General features: G+C 37.5%; 15 protein-coding genes and 1 riboswitch. All 15 genes read left to right on the forward strand.

Annotated features, from left to right (window positions below; all coding sequences use genetic code 11):
- Positions 1 to 40: 40 nt before the first annotated feature.
- Entirely contained in the window at positions 41 to 1,243 is a 1,203-nt protein-coding gene (locus tag MWU65_RS02475; protein ID WP_247075510.1) for a GAF domain-containing sensor histidine kinase, read from the forward strand.
- 176 nt (positions 1,244 to 1,419) lie between these two features.
- A complete protein-coding gene (locus MWU65_RS02480) occupies positions 1,420 to 1,929 on the forward strand; it encodes a hypothetical protein (RefSeq protein WP_247075511.1) in 510 nt (169 codons plus the stop codon).
- A gap of 668 nt (positions 1,930 to 2,597) precedes the next feature.
- Positions 2,598 to 3,761: an endo-1,4-beta-xylanase gene (locus tag MWU65_RS02485; RefSeq protein ID WP_247075512.1), complete on the forward strand. Its 1,164-nt coding sequence runs from the start codon at positions 2,598 to 2,600 to the stop codon at positions 3,759 to 3,761.
- Between the two features lie 838 nt (positions 3,762 to 4,599).
- Positions 4,600 to 5,007, forward strand: coding sequence for an Rrf2 family transcriptional regulator (locus MWU65_RS02490; RefSeq protein ID WP_247075513.1), 408 nt, complete (start codon positions 4,600 to 4,602; stop codon positions 5,005 to 5,007).
- Between the two features lie 265 nt (positions 5,008 to 5,272).
- Positions 5,273 to 5,536: a DUF2061 domain-containing protein gene (locus tag MWU65_RS02495; RefSeq protein ID WP_247075514.1), complete on the forward strand. Its 264-nt coding sequence runs from the start codon at positions 5,273 to 5,275 to the stop codon at positions 5,534 to 5,536.
- Positions 5,537 to 5,557: 21 nt separating this feature from the next.
- Positions 5,558 to 6,181 (forward strand): phosphoadenosine phosphosulfate reductase family protein, encoded by a 624-nt coding sequence (locus tag MWU65_RS02500; protein WP_247075515.1) that lies wholly within the window; start codon positions 5,558 to 5,560, stop codon positions 6,179 to 6,181.
- 42 nt (positions 6,182 to 6,223) lie between these two features.
- Positions 6,224 to 7,156, forward strand: coding sequence for a sulfate adenylyltransferase subunit CysD (gene cysD, locus MWU65_RS02505; RefSeq protein WP_247075899.1), 933 nt, complete (start codon positions 6,224 to 6,226; stop codon positions 7,154 to 7,156).
- A 115-nt stretch (positions 7,157 to 7,271) separates the two neighbouring features.
- The gene (locus MWU65_RS02510) at positions 7,272 to 8,519 is read left to right on the forward strand and encodes a GTP-binding protein (protein WP_247075516.1); all 1,248 of its coding nucleotides are present in this window, start codon (positions 7,272 to 7,274) and stop codon (positions 8,517 to 8,519) included.
- Positions 8,520 to 8,620: 101 nt separating this feature from the next.
- Positions 8,621 to 10,711 (forward strand): HEPN domain-containing protein, encoded by a 2,091-nt coding sequence (locus MWU65_RS02515; protein ID WP_247075517.1) that lies wholly within the window; start codon positions 8,621 to 8,623, stop codon positions 10,709 to 10,711.
- The gene (cobA, locus tag MWU65_RS02520; protein ID WP_247075518.1) at positions 10,712 to 11,503 is read left to right on the forward strand and encodes a uroporphyrinogen-III C-methyltransferase; all 792 of its coding nucleotides are present in this window, start codon (positions 10,712 to 10,714) and stop codon (positions 11,501 to 11,503) included.
- Between the two features lie 2 nt (positions 11,504 to 11,505).
- A complete protein-coding gene (locus MWU65_RS02525; RefSeq protein ID WP_247075519.1) occupies positions 11,506 to 12,087 on the forward strand; it encodes a bifunctional precorrin-2 dehydrogenase/sirohydrochlorin ferrochelatase in 582 nt (193 codons plus the stop codon).
- Positions 12,088 to 12,178: 91 nt separating this feature from the next.
- Positions 12,179 to 13,240, forward strand: coding sequence for an NAD(P)/FAD-dependent oxidoreductase (locus MWU65_RS02530; RefSeq protein WP_247075520.1), 1,062 nt, complete (start codon positions 12,179 to 12,181; stop codon positions 13,238 to 13,240).
- A 126-nt stretch (positions 13,241 to 13,366) separates the two neighbouring features.
- Positions 13,367 to 13,486: riboswitch (SAM riboswitch) on the forward strand.
- 237 nt (positions 13,487 to 13,723) lie between these two features.
- Entirely contained in the window at positions 13,724 to 14,725 is a 1,002-nt protein-coding gene (locus MWU65_RS02535; protein ID WP_247075521.1) for a homocysteine S-methyltransferase family protein, read from the forward strand.
- Positions 14,726 to 14,759: 34 nt separating this feature from the next.
- Positions 14,760 to 15,041, forward strand: coding sequence for an antibiotic biosynthesis monooxygenase (locus tag MWU65_RS02540; protein ID WP_247075522.1), 282 nt, complete (start codon positions 14,760 to 14,762; stop codon positions 15,039 to 15,041).
- Positions 15,041 to 17,761, forward strand: a complete 2,721-nt coding sequence (gene metH / locus MWU65_RS02545) for a methionine synthase (RefSeq protein ID WP_247075523.1) — start codon at positions 15,041 to 15,043, stop codon at positions 17,759 to 17,761. The genes MWU65_RS02540 and metH overlap by 1 nt, the downstream gene beginning before the upstream one ends.
- The last annotated feature ends 77 nt before the right edge of the window (positions 17,762 to 17,838 follow it).

Below are 17,838 nucleotides of genomic sequence, written 5' to 3' on the forward strand. Positions count from 1 at the left end.
TTTTTGCCATAGCCGAGCTGTTTGCCATAATAATGATACTATGAAAGAAGCAAAAGAGCATGCTAATGAAAAAGAAAGATTAAAGGCTTTAGAATCCTATTCCATACTTGATACGCTTTCAGAATCTGATTATGATGACATAACTGCCATTGCAGCAGAAATATGTGGGACTCAAATTTCTTTAATTAGCTTAATTGATAGTAAGCGTCAATGGTTCAAATCTCACTATGGCGTAGATGCATCAGAAACACCTAAAGAATATGCCTTTTGTGTGCATGCCATAAATGACCAAGACAACATATTCATTGTTGATGATGCCAGAACAGATGAGCGCTTTTTTGACAATCCCTTAGTAACAGGAGATCCAAAGATAGTCTTCTATGCAGGTGTGCCTTTAATAAGTGATAATGGCCTTCCTTTAGGGACTTTGTGCGTTATAGACAGAAGGCCAAAATTACTAAGCGAGGGTCAATTAAGATCTCTAAGAGCTCTAGGGAATCAGGTAATGAATATGTTAAACCTTAGAAAGACGCGGTTAACCTTAGAGGAAGCTTTATTAAAATTGGAAGAAAAAAATCAAGACTTAGATCGTTTTGCATCGGTTGCAGCGCATGATTTAAAAGCACCCTTGGCAAACATCATAGTATTGTCACAACTAGTTACAGAAGCGTATAGTGCTAAGATAGATGCTGAAGGCCAGGAAATGCTAAGCTTAATTTCGAAATCATCTGATAATCTAAATAATATGATCGACGGATTACTAGAATATACGAGATCTGAAAGTGTTTTAAAAGAAAAAAAATCAGAAATAAATCTTACAGATTTAATTGAAAGCATTACTGGGCTTTTCGCTTATGAGAATAATTTGAAACTCAATTTAAAGACTTCAATTAAAAGCATAACTACAAACAGAGCCGCGCTGGAGCAAATTTTGATAAACCTTGTTGCTAATGCTATTAAATATAATGATAAGAAGACTATTGAAATAGAAGTTGGAATAACAGCTACTGCGAGTCACTATGAACTTTATGTTCAAGACAACGGACTTGGCATTGCTTTGGAAGATCAAGACAAGATTTTTGAAATCTTTGAAGTTATTTCACCCCAAGATAAATATGGTAAACGTGGTAATGGTATAGGCTTAGCCACAGTAAAAAAAGTAGTAGAAAAAAGCGGAGGGTTGATAAAAGTAGAATCAAAACTGAAAAAGGGGGCAAAATTTATATTTACGATTGAAAAATAACTTTTGTCTACAATACCGTATCCTTTAAAAAGCCATAGTCCGGTGCTCTAAAATAATAGAGATGCGCTTCTTACCAGGGGCAACCTTCGTTGTCCTATTTTCTTAGTCTATTAATACTATTTTGTCTAGAACTTCGTTTGTCATAAACACCCTTAATAAAAAACAAATCAATTCGTATGAAACTATTAAAAATTAGTACCCTGGCATTTCTTTTTCTCGCATTCTATTCATGTGATAAATTGGATGAGCTTACAGAAGTAGATGTCAATGTTACGGAAACAGCAAGTCTTACCGTTGCAGTTTTGCAAGGTGAAAGCAGTTTTAGTGAAAGTATTACAATTTCTGTAGACGATGAACAGGTTCAAGATAACCTAGATCGTATAGAAAGTGTTACCGTAAAGAACCTGAGCTATACCTTTAAAAATGTAACAGGGAATGCAGATGCTACGCTATCGGGGAGTATGACCTTTGGTATGGCAAGTATTTCTTTTAGTGATGTAAATCCAACAACCATAGAAGGTCAAGCGGTTGCCATAACCAATACAGATGTGCTTAATGCATTTGCACAGGCCATAAAAAATGGAGCAGAAGCAACAGTTGTTCTTGAAGGAACAGCTCAGAATGCACCTGTTTCTGTAACCGTAGAATTAACGGCAGAACTGGAAATTGTAGTAGACGTTCTATAATAGGTACATCACCTTTTAAATAAATTTAATCCTCAAGACGTAATCTTGAGGATTTTTTTGTGGTGTATAGGGTAAGATAATTGTATAAGCACTTATGGTAAAGCATAGTTCTTGTTAAACAGTAGAAATTTAGATGCATATGACTGCAAATACTTTTATAACACTAAAAATCCATTAGAGTAGTACTACGGATATAAAAGAAATAACAGTATTATAGATATATTCGTATGTTGTATGTAATTTAAGAGAATGTAATGACGCAAAAACTGAAAGAAAAATTCAGAATTCTATTTTAGAATATTAGAACAATCCACCTAAAATTAAGACTTTCATGATTCATTGACGGTTCAGAAAAATGGTCTTTATGTATAGCAATTGAACAGTTTGGAAAGTATTCTAAAAATGGGTTTCAAAATAGCAGAGGGTATATTCTTTTTGGCAAAGAAAAAGAACATTGTAACGAACTTCAAATAGTTAAACGTTAAAAATCCTAATGAACTTTCAGAGGGTCTTTCTTCTTTATCTGTATAAAGACACTTAACCTCAATGGAAAATAAAAGCATACGAATCGCTTTGTTACGTATTTTTATACTAAAAAAATGCACAAAATTATCTAAAGAGATAAAATTATGGTCAGCAAAAATTCAATTACTAGCTTTATTCTGACTGTGTCACTAGCTGCCACTGTCTACGGTCAGCACAATACCAACTCGGCATTTCAAAAGACGCTAAAGGAAGCATACGCTGGCAAATTTCTCATAGGAACTGCAAGCGATTTGAGAGGAATTTCTGAGGACGAGCTTACGAGCGTTAAAACGCAATATGACATCATTACTCCAGAGAATTGTATGAAACCGCAACCTCTTCATCCTTCGGAAGGTAAATACAATTTTAAGACTCCTGATGCCATAGTTGAATGGTCTAAGCAGAATGGTGTAAAGGTTTGGGGACATACCTTGGTGTGGCATTCACAAACGTCCCCTTGGTTTTTCCAGGCAGAGAACCCAGAGATAGAAGAAGGTGTAGAACCAGCTAGGCATCGCGTAGTGAATAGGAATCCTATTGCACCTCGTTCTACTGCGACAGAAATATGGCGTAATAGTATCCAGGGTAAGATAGCGAGCCGTCAAGTAGTGCTGCAGCGTCTTAAGGATCACATTATGACCGTTGCTGGGCGATACAAAGGATCCGTTATTGGATGGGATGTTGTCAATGAATCGATTGCCGATGGCGGTGACGGAACTACAGAAAACCTGCGAGATTTTAGCTGGTATAAAGTTGTTGGCCCAGATGTATTGACTTTGGCTTTCAAGTGGGCGCACGAGGCCAATCCTGACGCACAACTTTATTACAACGATTATAATATTGAGCAAGGGGCAGTTGAAAATAAGGGCAAACACGCCAGTTCTATGTTACTACTAAAGCGTCTCATAAAAGAAGGTGCTCCAATTACTGGGGTGGGAATTCAGGGACATTGGCACTTAGACACCAACCTAGCAGATGTTGAAAAGGCAATTGAAAACTATGCATCTCTTGGGCTAAGGGTATCTATTACAGAATTGGACGTAACCGCAACTGGTCATAATAGTGGTGCTTTTGGCGTAAACCAAGGAGAGAGAACTATACCGGTAGAAAACTATCAAAAACAGGCGGAGGTATACAAAGAACTGTTCGAGATTTTTATGCGTCACTCCGATGTCATCGATCGCGTCACTTTTTGGGGGATTAGCGATACCCGATCATGGCGCAGGGGACAAGCTGCGCTTTTATTTGATGGGCAGTTGCGGCCCAAACCAGCGTTCAAGTCTGTTATTGATGCAAGTTCAAATTAAGTAAACTCTGCTTCTCTCTGAAGATGAAAATTTATAAACATTGTCTATTGATGAAAAATTAATCAATCAAAACAAATTGAAAAAGAGTATATTGAATTAGCTGAGGGTATATATCTTATTACATTTATTTTCGATACTTCCGAATGAATTGAAATTTGAACTGATTGGAACAAAAACTTATTTGAACCAAATAAAGTAGAATCATTTTAAATGAAAAAAATAAAATACGAAATGCCAAAAAAGGACAGAGCTATAAAGTGTTAAATTAGAAGGTTAGTGCGTGTTTACCAAGACCGTCAAATTTTTAAATTTGGCTTTTAGAATAGAAAAATGAAAATGATTGAGAAAAGTAGTGGACAACCTGGGATATGTATATAGAGAGATTCAGCTAATTATAACTGTCTTCTAGCCTTTTTGTTTCTACTACTTCGGAAGTTCCTACCACTTTTGGTATAATACGTTACAAAAGCCCAAACTATGCTTATAACAATAATTAAAATAATTATCTGATAAAAATCACCTGGCAAATTCATACTATGAATATAAGAAAAATTTCTAAACTTCTTGTTAACAAAAATTCTATTGCCTAAACTGTATAAAAAAATCACGCTGACTTTCTCTCTTTTGTCTTTTCTGATTATTTCTAATTTTAGGAATAATAAACTTATGAAGTACTGTGGTAAAAAAAAGCGTTTTTTTTACCACAGTACTTCTATTGCTGTCATCGTATGATTATTCTATTTGTGATTTTAAAAAAGAAATGGACTGGTGATCATAAATTTTGTTTATTCCAAAAAACGAAAATTATTTAAATCCCAATTTTGCCTATCTTTGTACCATGCTATCCAAAAAAACCAAGTACGGACTAAAGGCTTTAACCTATTTAGCTCAAAAAAAAGACAGGAATCCTGTTCCTATTGGAGAAATTGCCCAACAGAATAATATTTCTCAAAAATTTTTAGAAAGTATTTTGCTGACCCTCAGAAGAACAGGGGTTTTGGCATCTAAAAAAGGCAAAGGCGGGGGTTATTATTTATTAAAAGAACCGGCCAATATTCAGATGACAGATGTTATACGGGTGTTAGAAGGCCCCATTGCTATGGTACCTTGTGTTAGTCTTAATTTTTATGAAAAATGTGACGATTGCCCAGATGAGGTGGCTTGTTCCGTACATAAATTAATGCTTCAGGTTAGAGATAGTGCCTTAGAAATATACCGGAGCAATACCTTAGCCGATCTTATTTAATTTTTTTACAAAGCCTAAAGGTAATTCAGCTTTTAGGTACACTGCGTAATAGGCAAGCTAACGATACCGTAGGTTGCTCTTTCTTAATATTCTACGGGGCTCAAACAGCAACACAAAAGCCTTTTTCACAATCCATAATAATCCCTATGTATTTTTAGTAATCTACTAAAACTATAGGATTTGTTTGTTTTTTATTATGATTTTTCAAAATTTAGTTTACTTTTGTAATCCCTACTAATTATATAGGGTAATAAAAATTAACCAAATGATTGCTGATCAATTGATTTTAAATAAAGAAACTTCTAAAGGAAGTTACAAGTCAGACATACAGTCAGAGAGCCCCAAAAGGAGTATAGTAAAGTCTATAAGTTGGAGAATTGTAGGAACAATAGATACCGTTATAATTTCTTGGTTTGTTACAGGAGCATTAACCTTAGCCTTTTCAATTGGGTTAATAGAGTTGGTGACAAAAATGGCCTTGTATTTTTTTCATGAGCGTATTTGGAATTCAATTAAGTGGGGTAAATAAGAACGTATAAGTAGCGATAAGATGGGTTTTACAGAAGATATTATTAAAAATTTGAATGCTCAGTTTAGGGGGATTCCGCCTGTAGAAATAATTTCTTGGGCCATAGAGTATGCTAGAAATGCAGTGGTAACTACAAATTTTAGACCTTATGAGGTCGCTATTTTGAATGCAGTTACCGATATTAAAAAGGATATTCCTGTAATTTGGTGTGATACGGGCTATAATACGCCCAATACTTATAAACATGCAGAAACCATAATTTCTAGTTTAGATCTTAATGTAAAACTGTATGTTCCCTTGCAAACCACTGCTCATAGAGATGCCGTAATGGGTATCCCCGCTATAGAGGATCCAAGGCATGCAGCATTTACAGAACAAGTAAAGTTGGAGCCTTTTAAAAGGGCAATGGCAGAACACAAGCCAGACGTTTGGTTTACAAACCTTAGAAAAGGGCAGACTGCCTTACGAGATTCTTTGGGAATTTTAAGTCTAAGTAAAGACGGGGTATTAAAAGTGAGTCCGTTTTACCATTGGAGCGATACACAGTTAGATGCGTATTTGGAACAACGCAATTTGCCCAACGAACACAAATACTTTGACCCTACAAAAGTATTGGAGAATAGAGAATGTGGCTTGCATACCTAAGCGGGTGTAAACGAATAATTAAAAAAAAATTAGATTTTGGAAATAGCTGAAATAGAAACAACCATTAAGAATAACCTAGTGAAGGTAGATACCAATGCACTCGAAAGCGAAGCCATCTATATATTGCGAGAAGTAGCTGCTCAATTTGAGCGTCCAGTACTCTTGTTTTCTGGAGGAAAAGATTCCATCACATTGGTGCGTTTGGCGCAAAAGGCATTTTGGCCTGCGAAAATTCCATTTCCATTAATGCATATTGATACGGGGCATAATTTCCCAGAAACGATTGCTTTTAGAGATAAATTGGTAAAAGAATTAGGTGTAGAACTTATCGTTAGAAACGTTCAGGATTCTATTGACGAAGGAAAAGTTATCGAGGAAACAGGAAAGTACTCGAGCAGAAATATGTTGCAAACTACTACGCTTTTAGATGCTATTGAAGAGTTTAAGTTTGATGCCTGTATTGGTGGAGCTCGTAGAGATGAAGAAAAAGCAAGAGCCAAAGAACGTATTTTTTCGGTTCGGGATGATTTTGGGCAATGGGATGAAAAGAAGCAACGACCAGAATTGTTTGATATGTTGAACGGAGAAATAGAAATAGGACAAAATGTTCGTGTTTTTCCAATCAGTAACTGGACAGAATTAGACGTTTGGAGTTATATAGAAAAAGAGGAAATTGAAATTCCATCCATCTATTTTGCACATAAAAGAAACATCTTTTTAAGAGATGGTTTAATCTGGTCTGCGGAAGATGATGTTGTTTTTAGAGCAGAAGATGAGGTCGTAGAAGAACGATGGGTACGTTTTAGAACTGTTGGCGATATGTCATGTACAGCAGCTGTATTATCGCATGCCGATTCTATCAAAAAAGTAGTGGCAGAAATTAGAGATTCTAAAATTTCAGAAAGAGGTGCGCGTATCGATGATAAACGTTCCGAGGCAGCTATGGAAAAAAGAAAACAACAAGGGTACTTCTAGTAGATAGTGCAGAGTATTAAGTGAATTAAGATATTTTTTAAAAATAGTTGTGGCTGATTTTATTGAATCCTAAAGGTTTTAAAACGAACAACCAACAACGATCAACGAATTAAGAATGAACGTACTAAAAATAGCAACAGCAGGGAGTGTAGATGATGGTAAAAGTACCTTGATAGGGAGATTGCTGTACGATACAAAATCGCTAACCGATGATAAGTTAGAAGCTATCGAAAAAACGAGTAAGCAAAAAGGATATGACTATTTGGATTTTTCTTTGGCAACAGACGGACTCGTAGCAGAAAGAGAACAAGGGATAACCATAGATGTTGCACATATTTACTTTTCAACAGCAACCAAAAGTTATATTATTGCAGATACACCAGGGCATGTAGAGTATACCCGTAATATGGTAACTGGTGCCTCCACATCCCAAGCGGCAATTATTTTAATAGATGCTAGAAAAGGAGTGATAGAGCAAACCAATCGTCACTTTTTTATCAATAATATGCTGCGTGTTAAAGATGTTATTGTAGCGATTAATAAAATGGACCTAGTCGATTTTTCCGAAGAAAAATACAATGCAATTAAGGCCGATTTTGAGAAATTAATGGCAAAAAGAGAATATCAAGATCAAAAAATTACATTTATTCCCGTGAGTGCCTTAAAGGGTGATAATGTGGTGAATAAATCTGAAAATATGGAGTGGTATAAAGGGCAAACACTTTTAGAACACTTTGAAGATCTAGATCGCAAGGATATTTTTAATGTAGGAACCCCTCGCTTTCCAGTACAATATGTAATTCGTCCTAAGACCGATGAATTTCATGATTTCAGAGGATTTGCAGGGAAAGTATACGGTGGGGAATTAAATGTAGGCGATGAAGTAGTAGTATTGCCCTCCATGACAAAGTCTAAAATAAAAGACATTTATTTTTACGATAAAAAATACAAAACCGCTACAAGGCGTTCTTCAGTTACCATTACCTTAGAAGATGAGGTGAATGTAAGTAGAGGAGATATGTTGGTAAAAGTAGGTGACCTTCCTACCATAGGCAAGGAGTTTACAGCCACAGTTTCTTGGATGGATTCAGACAAGCTAACAACGGGGAAAAAATATGTGGTGCAACACGGAGTCAATAAAGTGTTGGCCAAAGTAGACAACATCCACCATAAAATTAACCCAGATTATTCAGGGGTACATGCGGCTATCAACGGCTTAGAGATGAATGATATTGCCCAAGTTACATTTAAATTAAACAAACCAATTTTTTATGATTCTTTCAAGGATCACAGAACCAATGGGTCCTTTATTTTAATAGATCCGCAGACCAATACAACGGCCGGAGCAGGATTTATCAACTAAAAAAAAGGGGACATAAAAGAGTGTTTTTTACACTCTTTTATGTCTAATAACCTATTAAGTCTATAGGAGATTACTAATTATAAAGAAACCAGAATTAGGAGATGCAAAGTTTTAGAACAGAAATAGAGAACCCGGTAGTAGAAAAAGATATTCTTGCTTTAGAGGCTAAAATTAGAGAGTTTAATGAAGGTAAGCTCGATGAAGAAAAATTCAGAAGCCTACGTTTAGCCCGTGGTATATACGGTCAGCGCCAACCAGGTGTGCAAATGATTCGTATTAAATTACCCTACGGCAAAGTTTCAAGCAAGCAACTAAAACGTATTTGCGATGTTTCTGGAGAATATTCAACCGGACGTTTGCATATTACCACCCGTCAAGATATTCAAATTCATTATGTAGATATAGAACGCACCCCAGAATTATGGGCGCAATTGGCGAAGGATGATGTGACCATTAGAGAGGCATGCGGTAATACAGTGCGTAATGTAACGGCTAGTGAAACTGCAGGTATAGATGTAAAAGAGCCTTTTGATGTTTCTCCCTATGCACAAGCCTTGTTCGAGTATTTTTTACGCAATCCTATTAGTCAAGAAATGGGACGAAAGTTTAAAGTTTCTTTTTCTTCTAGTGACGAAGATACAGGACTGTCTTACATGCATGATCTTGGTTTTATTGCCAAAATTGAAAATGGAGTCCGAGGCTTTAAAGTAGTTCTTGCTGGTGGATTAGGTTCGCAACCACGGCATGCAGATGAGTTATTTGCCTTTCTTCCTACGGATAAGATTATCCCGTTAATGGATGGTGTTGTTCGTGTTTTTGATCGGTACGGAGAACGTAAAAGTAGGGCCAAGGCGCGAATGAAATTCTTGTTAAAAGACATCGGCTTAGACGGATTTAAAGCCTTGTTGGAAGAAGAACAAAAAGCAGTTCCCATTCAGACTTTTCCAGTAGATGTAGCCGCGTATCCTGCGGTTTCCATAGCAAATGCCGCTACGCCTACAGTAGAAATAGAAGACAACAGCGCTTTTGAGCAGTGGAAAAACACCAATTTGGTGCCACAAAAACAAAAAGGGTATGTTGCCATAGGTATTAAAGTAAAGTTGGGCGATTTCTATATTGAAGAAGCGCGTCAATTGGCAGATTTAGTTGACCTATACGCTGCAGGTGAATTGCGACTTTCATTGCGTCAGAATATATTAATACCCTATGTAAAGGAGGAGTTAGTGCCCTTCTTTTACACAGAACTTAAAAAATTAGGATTTGTAGAAGCAGGTTATAATAAGGCGTCCGATATAACTGCTTGTCCAGGAACTGATACCTGTAATTTAGGAATTGCGAGTAGTACAGGAATTGCAGATGAGTTAGAGCGACTTATAACTGCGGAATATCCACAATACATCAATAACGAAGATATTAATATAAAAATTAGTGGTTGTATGAATGCCTGTGGGCAACACAATATGGCTAGCATCGGATTCCAAGGAATGTCTGTGCGTACTAAAAATAAATTGGTGGCTCCAGCACTGCAAGTCTTGTTGGGGGGTGGCAATTTTGGGAATGGAAATGGTCGTTTTGCAGATAAGGTTGTAAAAGTACCTAGTAAAAGAGGACCAGAAGCCTTGCGATTAATTTTAGACGATTATAATGCAAATGGAAACGGACAATCGTTTACGGCTTATTATGTAGACAAAGGAGAACATTATTTCTATGACTATTTAAAGCATTTAACAGATGTAGACAATTTAACCCAAGACGATTTTATTGATTGGGGAACAACAGAACGCTACGAAAAAGCCATTGGAGTAGGAGAATGTGCCGGTGTTGTCATCGATTTAATAGCAACATTGTTATTTGAAAGCGATGAGAAAATAGAAAGTGCATCGGTAGCCTTGGAAGAAGAGAAATGGGCAGCTAGTATTTACCATTCCTATTCGGCCATGGTGAATTCTGCTAAGGCCTTATTAACAGCAGAGAATACAAAAACAAATACACATATCAGTATCATCAAAGATTTTGATACGCATTTTGTAGCAACGAATAGAATTAGTTTGGAAGCGACTTTTGAAGAGATTGCATTGCAGTTAAAGAGCAATGAGCCAACAAAAGCATTTGCAACACAATATTTAAAAGATTCTAAAAACTTTTTGCAAGTGGTACAGGAATATAGAAAACAAGAACTGGTAGAAGCATAGATGATGGAGGTAAGAAAAAATGATACCAATGAAAATGGACTGCTTACCGTTGTTGGTGCAGGTCCTGGAGATGTAGAGCTAATTACCCTAAAGGCAATAAAAGCATTGCAAAATGCCGATGTGGTTTTGTATGACGCCCTTGTAAATGAAGATTTATTGGAATATGCAGGGAATGCCGAGCAAATCTTTGTAGGTAAAAGAAAAGGATGTTATGCCTACCAACAAGAACAAATCAATGAACTAATTGTACAACGTGCAAAAAGCAAAGGGAAGGTGGTTCGCCTCAAAGGAGGAGACCCCTTTATTTTTGGACGTGGATCTGAAGAAATGGAATATGCCGCTAGTCACGGTATTGCTGTGGCAATGGTACCTGGGATATCTTCTTCGGTAGCCGTACCGGCATTCCAGAATATTCCCGTGACTAAAAGAGGTAGTTCAGAAAGCTTTTGGGTCATCACCGGAACAACCAAAAACCATAAACTATCTGCAGATGTTGCCTTGGCTGCCAAGTCTAGTGCTACCGTGGTTATTTTAATGGGGATGGGGAAATTGTCAGAAATCATAGCACTTTTTCAGTCGGAAGGAAAATCAGAAACTCCAGTTGCAATCATTCAAAATGGAACTAGAATCAATGAAAAAGTGGGGATAGGGACTATTGCCACCATAGAAAATGTAGTAAAAGAGCAAGGCCTATCCAACCCTGCCATTATTGTAATTGGTGAGGTGGTAAAACACAGAGAACAGTTGTTAAAAGTGCAAGAAAAAGCAGCAACCAAAGCCTTAGTATATTAAAAATGGAACGGAACAATCTATATCCTATTTTTTTAAAAACAACGCAATTACAGATTCTCATTGTAGGTGGGGGTAATGTGGCAGAAGAAAAGCTGCGTTTTTTAACCAAGTCTAGTCCAGATGCTAATGTAACCTTGGTAGCGCCTTTGTTTGCAGAAAAAACGGTGCAACTGGCATCACAATTTAAGGTAACTACAATTACAGATGTGTACAATGCAAAATATTTGGAAGCAAAGCAACTGGTAGTTGCGGCGACGAATGATGAAGCGGTAAACAAACAAGTGTATAAAGATTGCAGAGCCCAACATACTTTGGTGAATGTAGCCGATAATCCGCCTTATTGTGATTTTTATATGGGGGGTATTGTAACCAAAGGCAATGTAAAAATAGGGATATCTACCAATGGAAAATCGCCAACAACTGCAAAGCGGTTACGACAATTTTTCGAAGATGTAATTCCAGAAGATATCAATACAATGGTTCAAAATTTAAATGCCTATCGAAAGACCATCAAAGGAGATTTTGAGCAAAAGGTAGATCAAATGAACCAAATTACGAGTTCCCTAGTAGATCGGGAAGATTAATAAGTAAGAAGAAAAATTAAAAAATAGAGCGTACAAACTGTAAAGGCTAAACTTCCAAGCAAGTGCCGGTTTTTACTAAATTTCAATACAAATGATTAAGACAGATATTCTAATAATAGGAGCAGGACCAACAGGATTATTTACGGTTTTTGAAGCAGGATTGCTAAAATTAAAATGTCATTTAATTGATGCTTTGCCGCAACCAGGCGGACAGTGTTCAGAAATTTATCCGAAAAAACCCATTTATGATATTCCCGCTTTTCCAGAAATCCTTGCAGGAGATCTGGTCAACAATCTTATGGAACAAATAAAACCTTTTGAACCTGGATTTACCTTGGCAGAACGTGCAGAAACACTAGATACCCTAGAAGATGGTTCTTTTGTGGTTACCACAAACAAAGGCACAAAACACAATGCTCCAGTTGTAGTGATCGCTGGCGGCTTGGGTTCTTTTGAGCCCCGAAAACCACCCCTTGAGAATATCTTGGATTTTGAAGATAAAGGTGTTGCCTATATGATAAAAGACCCAGAAGTATATCGCAATAAAAAAGTACTTATTGCTGGAGGTGGGGATTCTGCCTTAGACTGGGCTATATTCTTAGCAGATGTTGCGTCAGAAGTTTCATTAGTGCACCGAAGAAATGAATTTAGAGGGGCTTTAGATTCCGTTGAAAAAGCAGCAGCCTTAGCTAAAATTGGTAAGATTAAATTGTTTACCGAGGCTGAGGTTAAAAAGTTATACGGAGACGATCATTTAGAAGCCGTAGTTGTAAAATACAACGATGAAGAAAAAGGAGAAAGCTATATAGAAGTAGATAATTTTATTCCCTTGTTTGGCTTGTCGCCAAAATTAGGTCCCATTGGAAGTTGGGGACTAGAAATAGAGAAAAACGCCATTAAGGTAGATAACTCCTACGACTACCAAACAAACATTCCCGGTGTATATGCTATTGGGGATGTAAATACATACAAAGGAAAATTAAAATTAATTTTATCTGGTTTTCACGAGGCCGCTGTAATGTGTCAGAGTGCGTACCAACGCATTAACCCTGGGAAAAGATATGTTATGAAGTATACCACCGTTGGTGGGGTAGAAGGCTTTGACGGCAGCAAAAAAGTGGCCAAAAAAGAAGTGGTACAAAGCATTTCCTAAAACAGAAATTCTAGACCTATATGGAGTAAAAACCATATAGGTCTATAAAAAAGCCATCATTATTTTGGTTTTCATAAAGCTGTGGTGTTACTTTGCAGCTTAATTAGTTCATTACAAAACTGAAAATAGTTATCAAGAAAGGTGGAGGGATTAGACCCGCTGAAACCTTAGCAACCCTTTATCTAGTAAAGAAGGTGCTACATTCTACCAAAGTGCTCCATAGGTGGCTACTGCGGCAGATAACAACACAAATGAAAAGCAATTTTCTTTTCCTTTCCTTACTTGATATTTTTTAACTAGCGTTCCCATTCGCTCAACATAATTTGTTTCGCAATGTGGGCCGGGCTTTTGGTAGTCGCTTTTTAATGTTTGCCCTTCGGCTTCGCTCCGGGCGCGCATCAAAAGAGCTTCAACAAAACCGCAATCCCTAACGCGCCCAAAGTCAAGTTTTCAACAGTGAACAGTAGATACGGATAAGAGGTTATGAAACCAATACAAGACATATTAAAAGAGAGAATTTTAGTGCTAGATGGTGCCATGGGGACTATGCTACAGCGCTATAAATTTACGGAAGAAGATTTTCGCGGGGAACGTTTTGCAGATTGGAAACATCCCTTGCAAGGAAACAATGATTTGTTGTCCTTAACGCAACCAGAAGCCATTGCAGAAGTACATCGCAAATACTTTGCCGCAGGTGCAGATATTGTGGAAACCAATACCTTTTCGGGGACTACCATCGCTATGGCAGATTATTTTATGGAAGATTTAGTGTACGAGCTCAATTATGAGTCGGCACGCATTGCCAAACAAGTTGCTGATGAATTTACAGCAAAAGAACCACACAAACCTAGGTTTGTAGCAGGGAGTATTGGTCCTACCAATAAAACGGCAAGCATGTCACCAGATGTCAACGATCCCGGATTTCGGGGCGTTACTTTTGATGAGCTTCGTATCGCTTATAAATTGCAAACTGAAGCCTTGTTAGATGGCGGTGCAGATATCTTATTGGTAGAAACAATTTTTGATACCCTGAATGCCAAAGCAGCATTGTTTGCCATAGAAGAGGTAAAGGAAGAGCGCGGAATAGAAGTGCCTATAATGGTGAGTGGTACTATTACCGATGCTTCAGGGAGAACCTTATCTGGACAAACAGCAGAGGCTTTTTTAATATCCATCAGTCATATTCCAATTTTGTCTGTTGGGTTTAACTGTGCCTTAGGTGCCAATCAGTTGGTACCCCATTTAGAAGTGCTAGCAGCAAAGACCCAATTTGGGGTTTCTGCGCACCCAAATGCAGGTCTACCAAATGCCTTTGGAGAGTATGATGAAACTGCAGAGCAAATGGCAGAACAGATTAAAGAATACGTAGAAAAAGGATTGGTAAATATCGTTGGCGGTTGTTGTGGTACAACACCAGAACATATTAGTGCCATTGCCAATTTGGTGAAGGATTATGATCCAAGGTCAGTTTTTGAAGACCGTTAATGGTTTTTTGTCCTAAGAAATTAAGGAAGTAATTATGATTCTAGAGGTTGCTATTTTAAATATTAAGCCTGGGTTTTCGGAAGATTTTGAGAAAAATTTTAAGGAAGCTCAAAAGATAATTGCAGCAAGCCATGGTTATATTTCACATGAATTAAAAAAGTGCATAGAAGTCAGCAATAAATACATACTATTGGTACAATGGGAGACTGTAGAAGATCATGAAGAAGGATTTAGAAAATCTAAGGAATATCAACAATGGAAGGCATTATTGCACCATTATTACAAACCATTTCCAATAGTAGAACATTATATATAATGAGTACGAACAACGATCAACAAATACCTAGATTTTTAAAACTAAGTGGATTGGAACCTTTGGTGGTGACACCAGATACCAATTTTGTAAACGTTGGAGAGCGTACCAATGTGGCAGGTTCTAAAAAGTTTCTACGGTTAATAAAAGAAGAAAATTTTGAAGAGGCCCTAGATATTGCCAGACACCAAGTAGAAGGTGGGGCGCAGATCATAGATATTAATATGGATGACGGACTTATAGATGGCAAGGAGGCCATGGTTAAGTTCCTAAATCTTGTTATTGCAGAGCCAGATATTTCTAGAGTGCCCATAATGATCGATAGTTCTAAATGGGAAATTATAGAAGCCGGACTTCAAGTAGTCCAAGGCAAATGTGTGGTAAATTCTATTAGCCTTAAAGAAGGAGAAGCAGAATTTATTCAGCATGCAAAATTGGTTAAGCGCTATGGTGCAGCAGTCATTGTCATGGCTTTTGATGAGGTGGGGCAGGCAGATAATTACGAAAGGCGTATAGAAATAGCAAAACGTTCCTATGATGTTTTGGTCAACAAAGTAAAATTTGCACCGGAAGATATTATTTTTGATTTAAATATATTTCCCGTGGCCACCGGAATGGATGAGCACAAGCTCAATGCCTTAGATTTTATAAAAGCCACAGCTTGGGTGCGTCAAAACCTACCACATTGTAATGTAAGTGGTGGCGTTAGTAATGTGTCGTTCTCGTTTAGAGGAAATAACCCAGTACGAGAAGCCATGCATTCGGTATTTCTATACCATGCCATTCAAGCGGGTATGAATATGGGGATTGTAAACCCAACCATGTTAGAAGTCTATGACGATATTCCAAAAGATTTATTGGAACGCGTAGAAGACGTTATGCTCAATAGAAGAGATGATGCTACAGAGCGACTCCTAGATTTTGCAGAAACCGTAATTGGCAAAGCAAAAGAAAATACGGTCGATTTATCGTGGCGTGAAGAACCCATTCAGAGTAGAATTACCAGAGCCTTGGTAAAAGGAATAGATCAATATATTGTAGAAGATGTTGAAGCAGCACGGCAGGCAGTAGACAAGCCTATAGAGGTTATAGAAGGGCATTTAATGACAGGGATGAACGTGGTGGGTGATTTGTTCGGTAGCGGAAAAATGTTTTTACCACAGGTGGTAAAATCGGCCCGTGTAATGAAAAAGGCAGTAGCCTATTTGTTGCCCTATATAGAAGAGGAAAAATTGAGAAATCCGCAAGCAGGAGATTCCAAAAATGCAGGTAAAATACTAATGGCAACCGTTAAGGGAGATGTGCATGATATTGGTAAAAATATTGTGGGTGTGGTGCTAGCATGTAACAATTACGAGATTGTAGATATGGGGGTGATGGTGCCACCAGAAAAAATTATTCAAAAAGCAAAAGAAGAACAAGTAGACGTTATTGGATTAAGTGGTTTAATAACACCTTCTTTGGACGAAATGGTATTCTTGGCCAAGGAGATGGAGCGCCAAAATTTTAAAGTCCCATTACTTATAGGCGGGGCAACAACAAGTAAGGCGCACACGGCTGTAAAAATAGACCCACAGTATAAAAATGCAGTGGTTTATGTAAATGACGCCTCACGAGCGGTAACGGTAGTGGGCGATTTATTAAAAAAAGGAACCGCTGAAAAATACAAGGAGACCATAAAATTAGACTACGAAGAGTTTCGCAAGCAGTTTTTAAAGCGTGGTAAGCATAAAGAATACCTAACCATTGCAGGCGCCAGAAAAAATAAATATCAAATTGATTGGAATACATCAGAAATTGTAAAACCAAATCAATTGGGGATTCAAGTTATAGAAGCCTATGATTTAAGTAAGTTAAAAGAATTTATTGACTGGACACCCTTCTTTAGAAGCTGGGAGCTGCACGGAAAATATCCAGCGATCTTAACCGATGAGGTGGTTGGGGAACAGGCAACAGAATTGTTTGGCGAAGCCAAAACCATGTTGAACAAAATCATTGATGAAAAATTACTCACAGCCAAAGCTGTTTTTGGACTATTTCCTGCGAATACCATCAATGACGATGATATAGAAGTAAGCGCTCCAAGTGAAGCAGAGGGGGAAAGTAAAACCTATACGTTTAGAACCCTCCGTCAGCAATTAAAAAAATATGCAGGCAAACCAAATTTTGCCTTGTCAGATTTTATTGCACCCAAAGAAAGTGGAGTACAGGATTATATAGGCAGTTTTTGTGTGAGTACCGGTTTTGGAGCCGAAGAAATGGCAGAGGAATTTCGGAAGAATTTAGACGATTATAACTCTATCATGGTAAAGGCGTTAGCAGACCGTTTAGCGGAAGCTTTTGCTGAGTGTTTGCACAAAGAAATTCGATTAAAACACTGGGGTTATGCTACGGATGAAACCTTAGACAACGAGGCTTTAATCAAAGAAGAATACAAAGGCATTAGGCCCGCACCAGGATATCCTGCTTGCCCAGATCATTTAGAAAAACCAACCATATGGGAGCTTTTAAATGTAAAAGAAGCCATTGGGGTAGAACTAACAGATAGTATGGCGATGTGGCCAGCAGCATCGGTTTCTGGGTATTATTTCGGAAATCCGGAAGCACGCTATTTTGGAGTAGGAAAAATAAAGGAAGATCAAGTAGCAGATTTTGCAACGCGAAAAAATATAGAATTAGAAGTCGCTTTACGATGGCTAGCACCAAATATTGCGGACGATTAAAATAGCGGTATTGCGTTAGGGATAGAGGTATTGTTGAAGCTATTGTAATGTGGGCACTGAGCGTAGCCGAAGTGCAA

The sequence above is a fragment of the Cellulophaga sp. F20128 genome, from assembly GCF_023015805.1.
GTDB lineage: Bacteria > Bacteroidota > Bacteroidia > Flavobacteriales > Flavobacteriaceae > Cellulophaga.

What these genes read in the sequence shown, in the direction of transcription:
- MWU65_RS02525 (WP_247075519.1), top strand. Translation starts at nt 11,506, where the DNA reads ATGGAACGGAACAATCTATATCCTATTTTTTTAAAAACAACGCAATTA.
- MWU65_RS02490 (WP_247075513.1), top strand. Translation starts at nt 4,600, where the DNA reads ATGCTATCCAAAAAAACCAAGTACGGACTAAAGGCTTTAACCTATTTA.
- MWU65_RS02540 (WP_247075522.1), top strand. Translation starts at nt 14,760, where the DNA reads ATGATTCTAGAGGTTGCTATTTTAAATATTAAGCCTGGGTTTTCGGAA.
- MWU65_RS02475 (WP_247075510.1), top strand. Translation starts at nt 41, where the DNA reads ATGAAAGAAGCAAAAGAGCATGCTAATGAAAAAGAAAGATTAAAGGCT.
- MWU65_RS02480 (WP_247075511.1), top strand. Translation starts at nt 1,420, where the DNA reads ATGAAACTATTAAAAATTAGTACCCTGGCATTTCTTTTTCTCGCATTC.
- metH (WP_247075523.1), top strand. Translation starts at nt 15,041, where the DNA reads ATGAGTACGAACAACGATCAACAAATACCTAGATTTTTAAAACTAAGT.
- MWU65_RS02510 (WP_247075516.1), top strand. Translation starts at nt 7,272, where the DNA reads ATGAACGTACTAAAAATAGCAACAGCAGGGAGTGTAGATGATGGTAAA.
- cobA (WP_247075518.1), top strand. Translation starts at nt 10,712, where the DNA reads ATGATGGAGGTAAGAAAAAATGATACCAATGAAAATGGACTGCTTACC.
- MWU65_RS02495 (WP_247075514.1), top strand. Translation starts at nt 5,273, where the DNA reads ATGATTGCTGATCAATTGATTTTAAATAAAGAAACTTCTAAAGGAAGT.
- MWU65_RS02530 (WP_247075520.1), top strand. Translation starts at nt 12,179, where the DNA reads ATGATTAAGACAGATATTCTAATAATAGGAGCAGGACCAACAGGATTA.
- MWU65_RS02515 (WP_247075517.1), top strand. Translation starts at nt 8,621, where the DNA reads ATGCAAAGTTTTAGAACAGAAATAGAGAACCCGGTAGTAGAAAAAGAT.
- MWU65_RS02535 (WP_247075521.1), top strand. Translation starts at nt 13,724, where the DNA reads ATGAAACCAATACAAGACATATTAAAAGAGAGAATTTTAGTGCTAGAT.
- MWU65_RS02500 (WP_247075515.1), top strand. Translation starts at nt 5,558, where the DNA reads ATGGGTTTTACAGAAGATATTATTAAAAATTTGAATGCTCAGTTTAGG.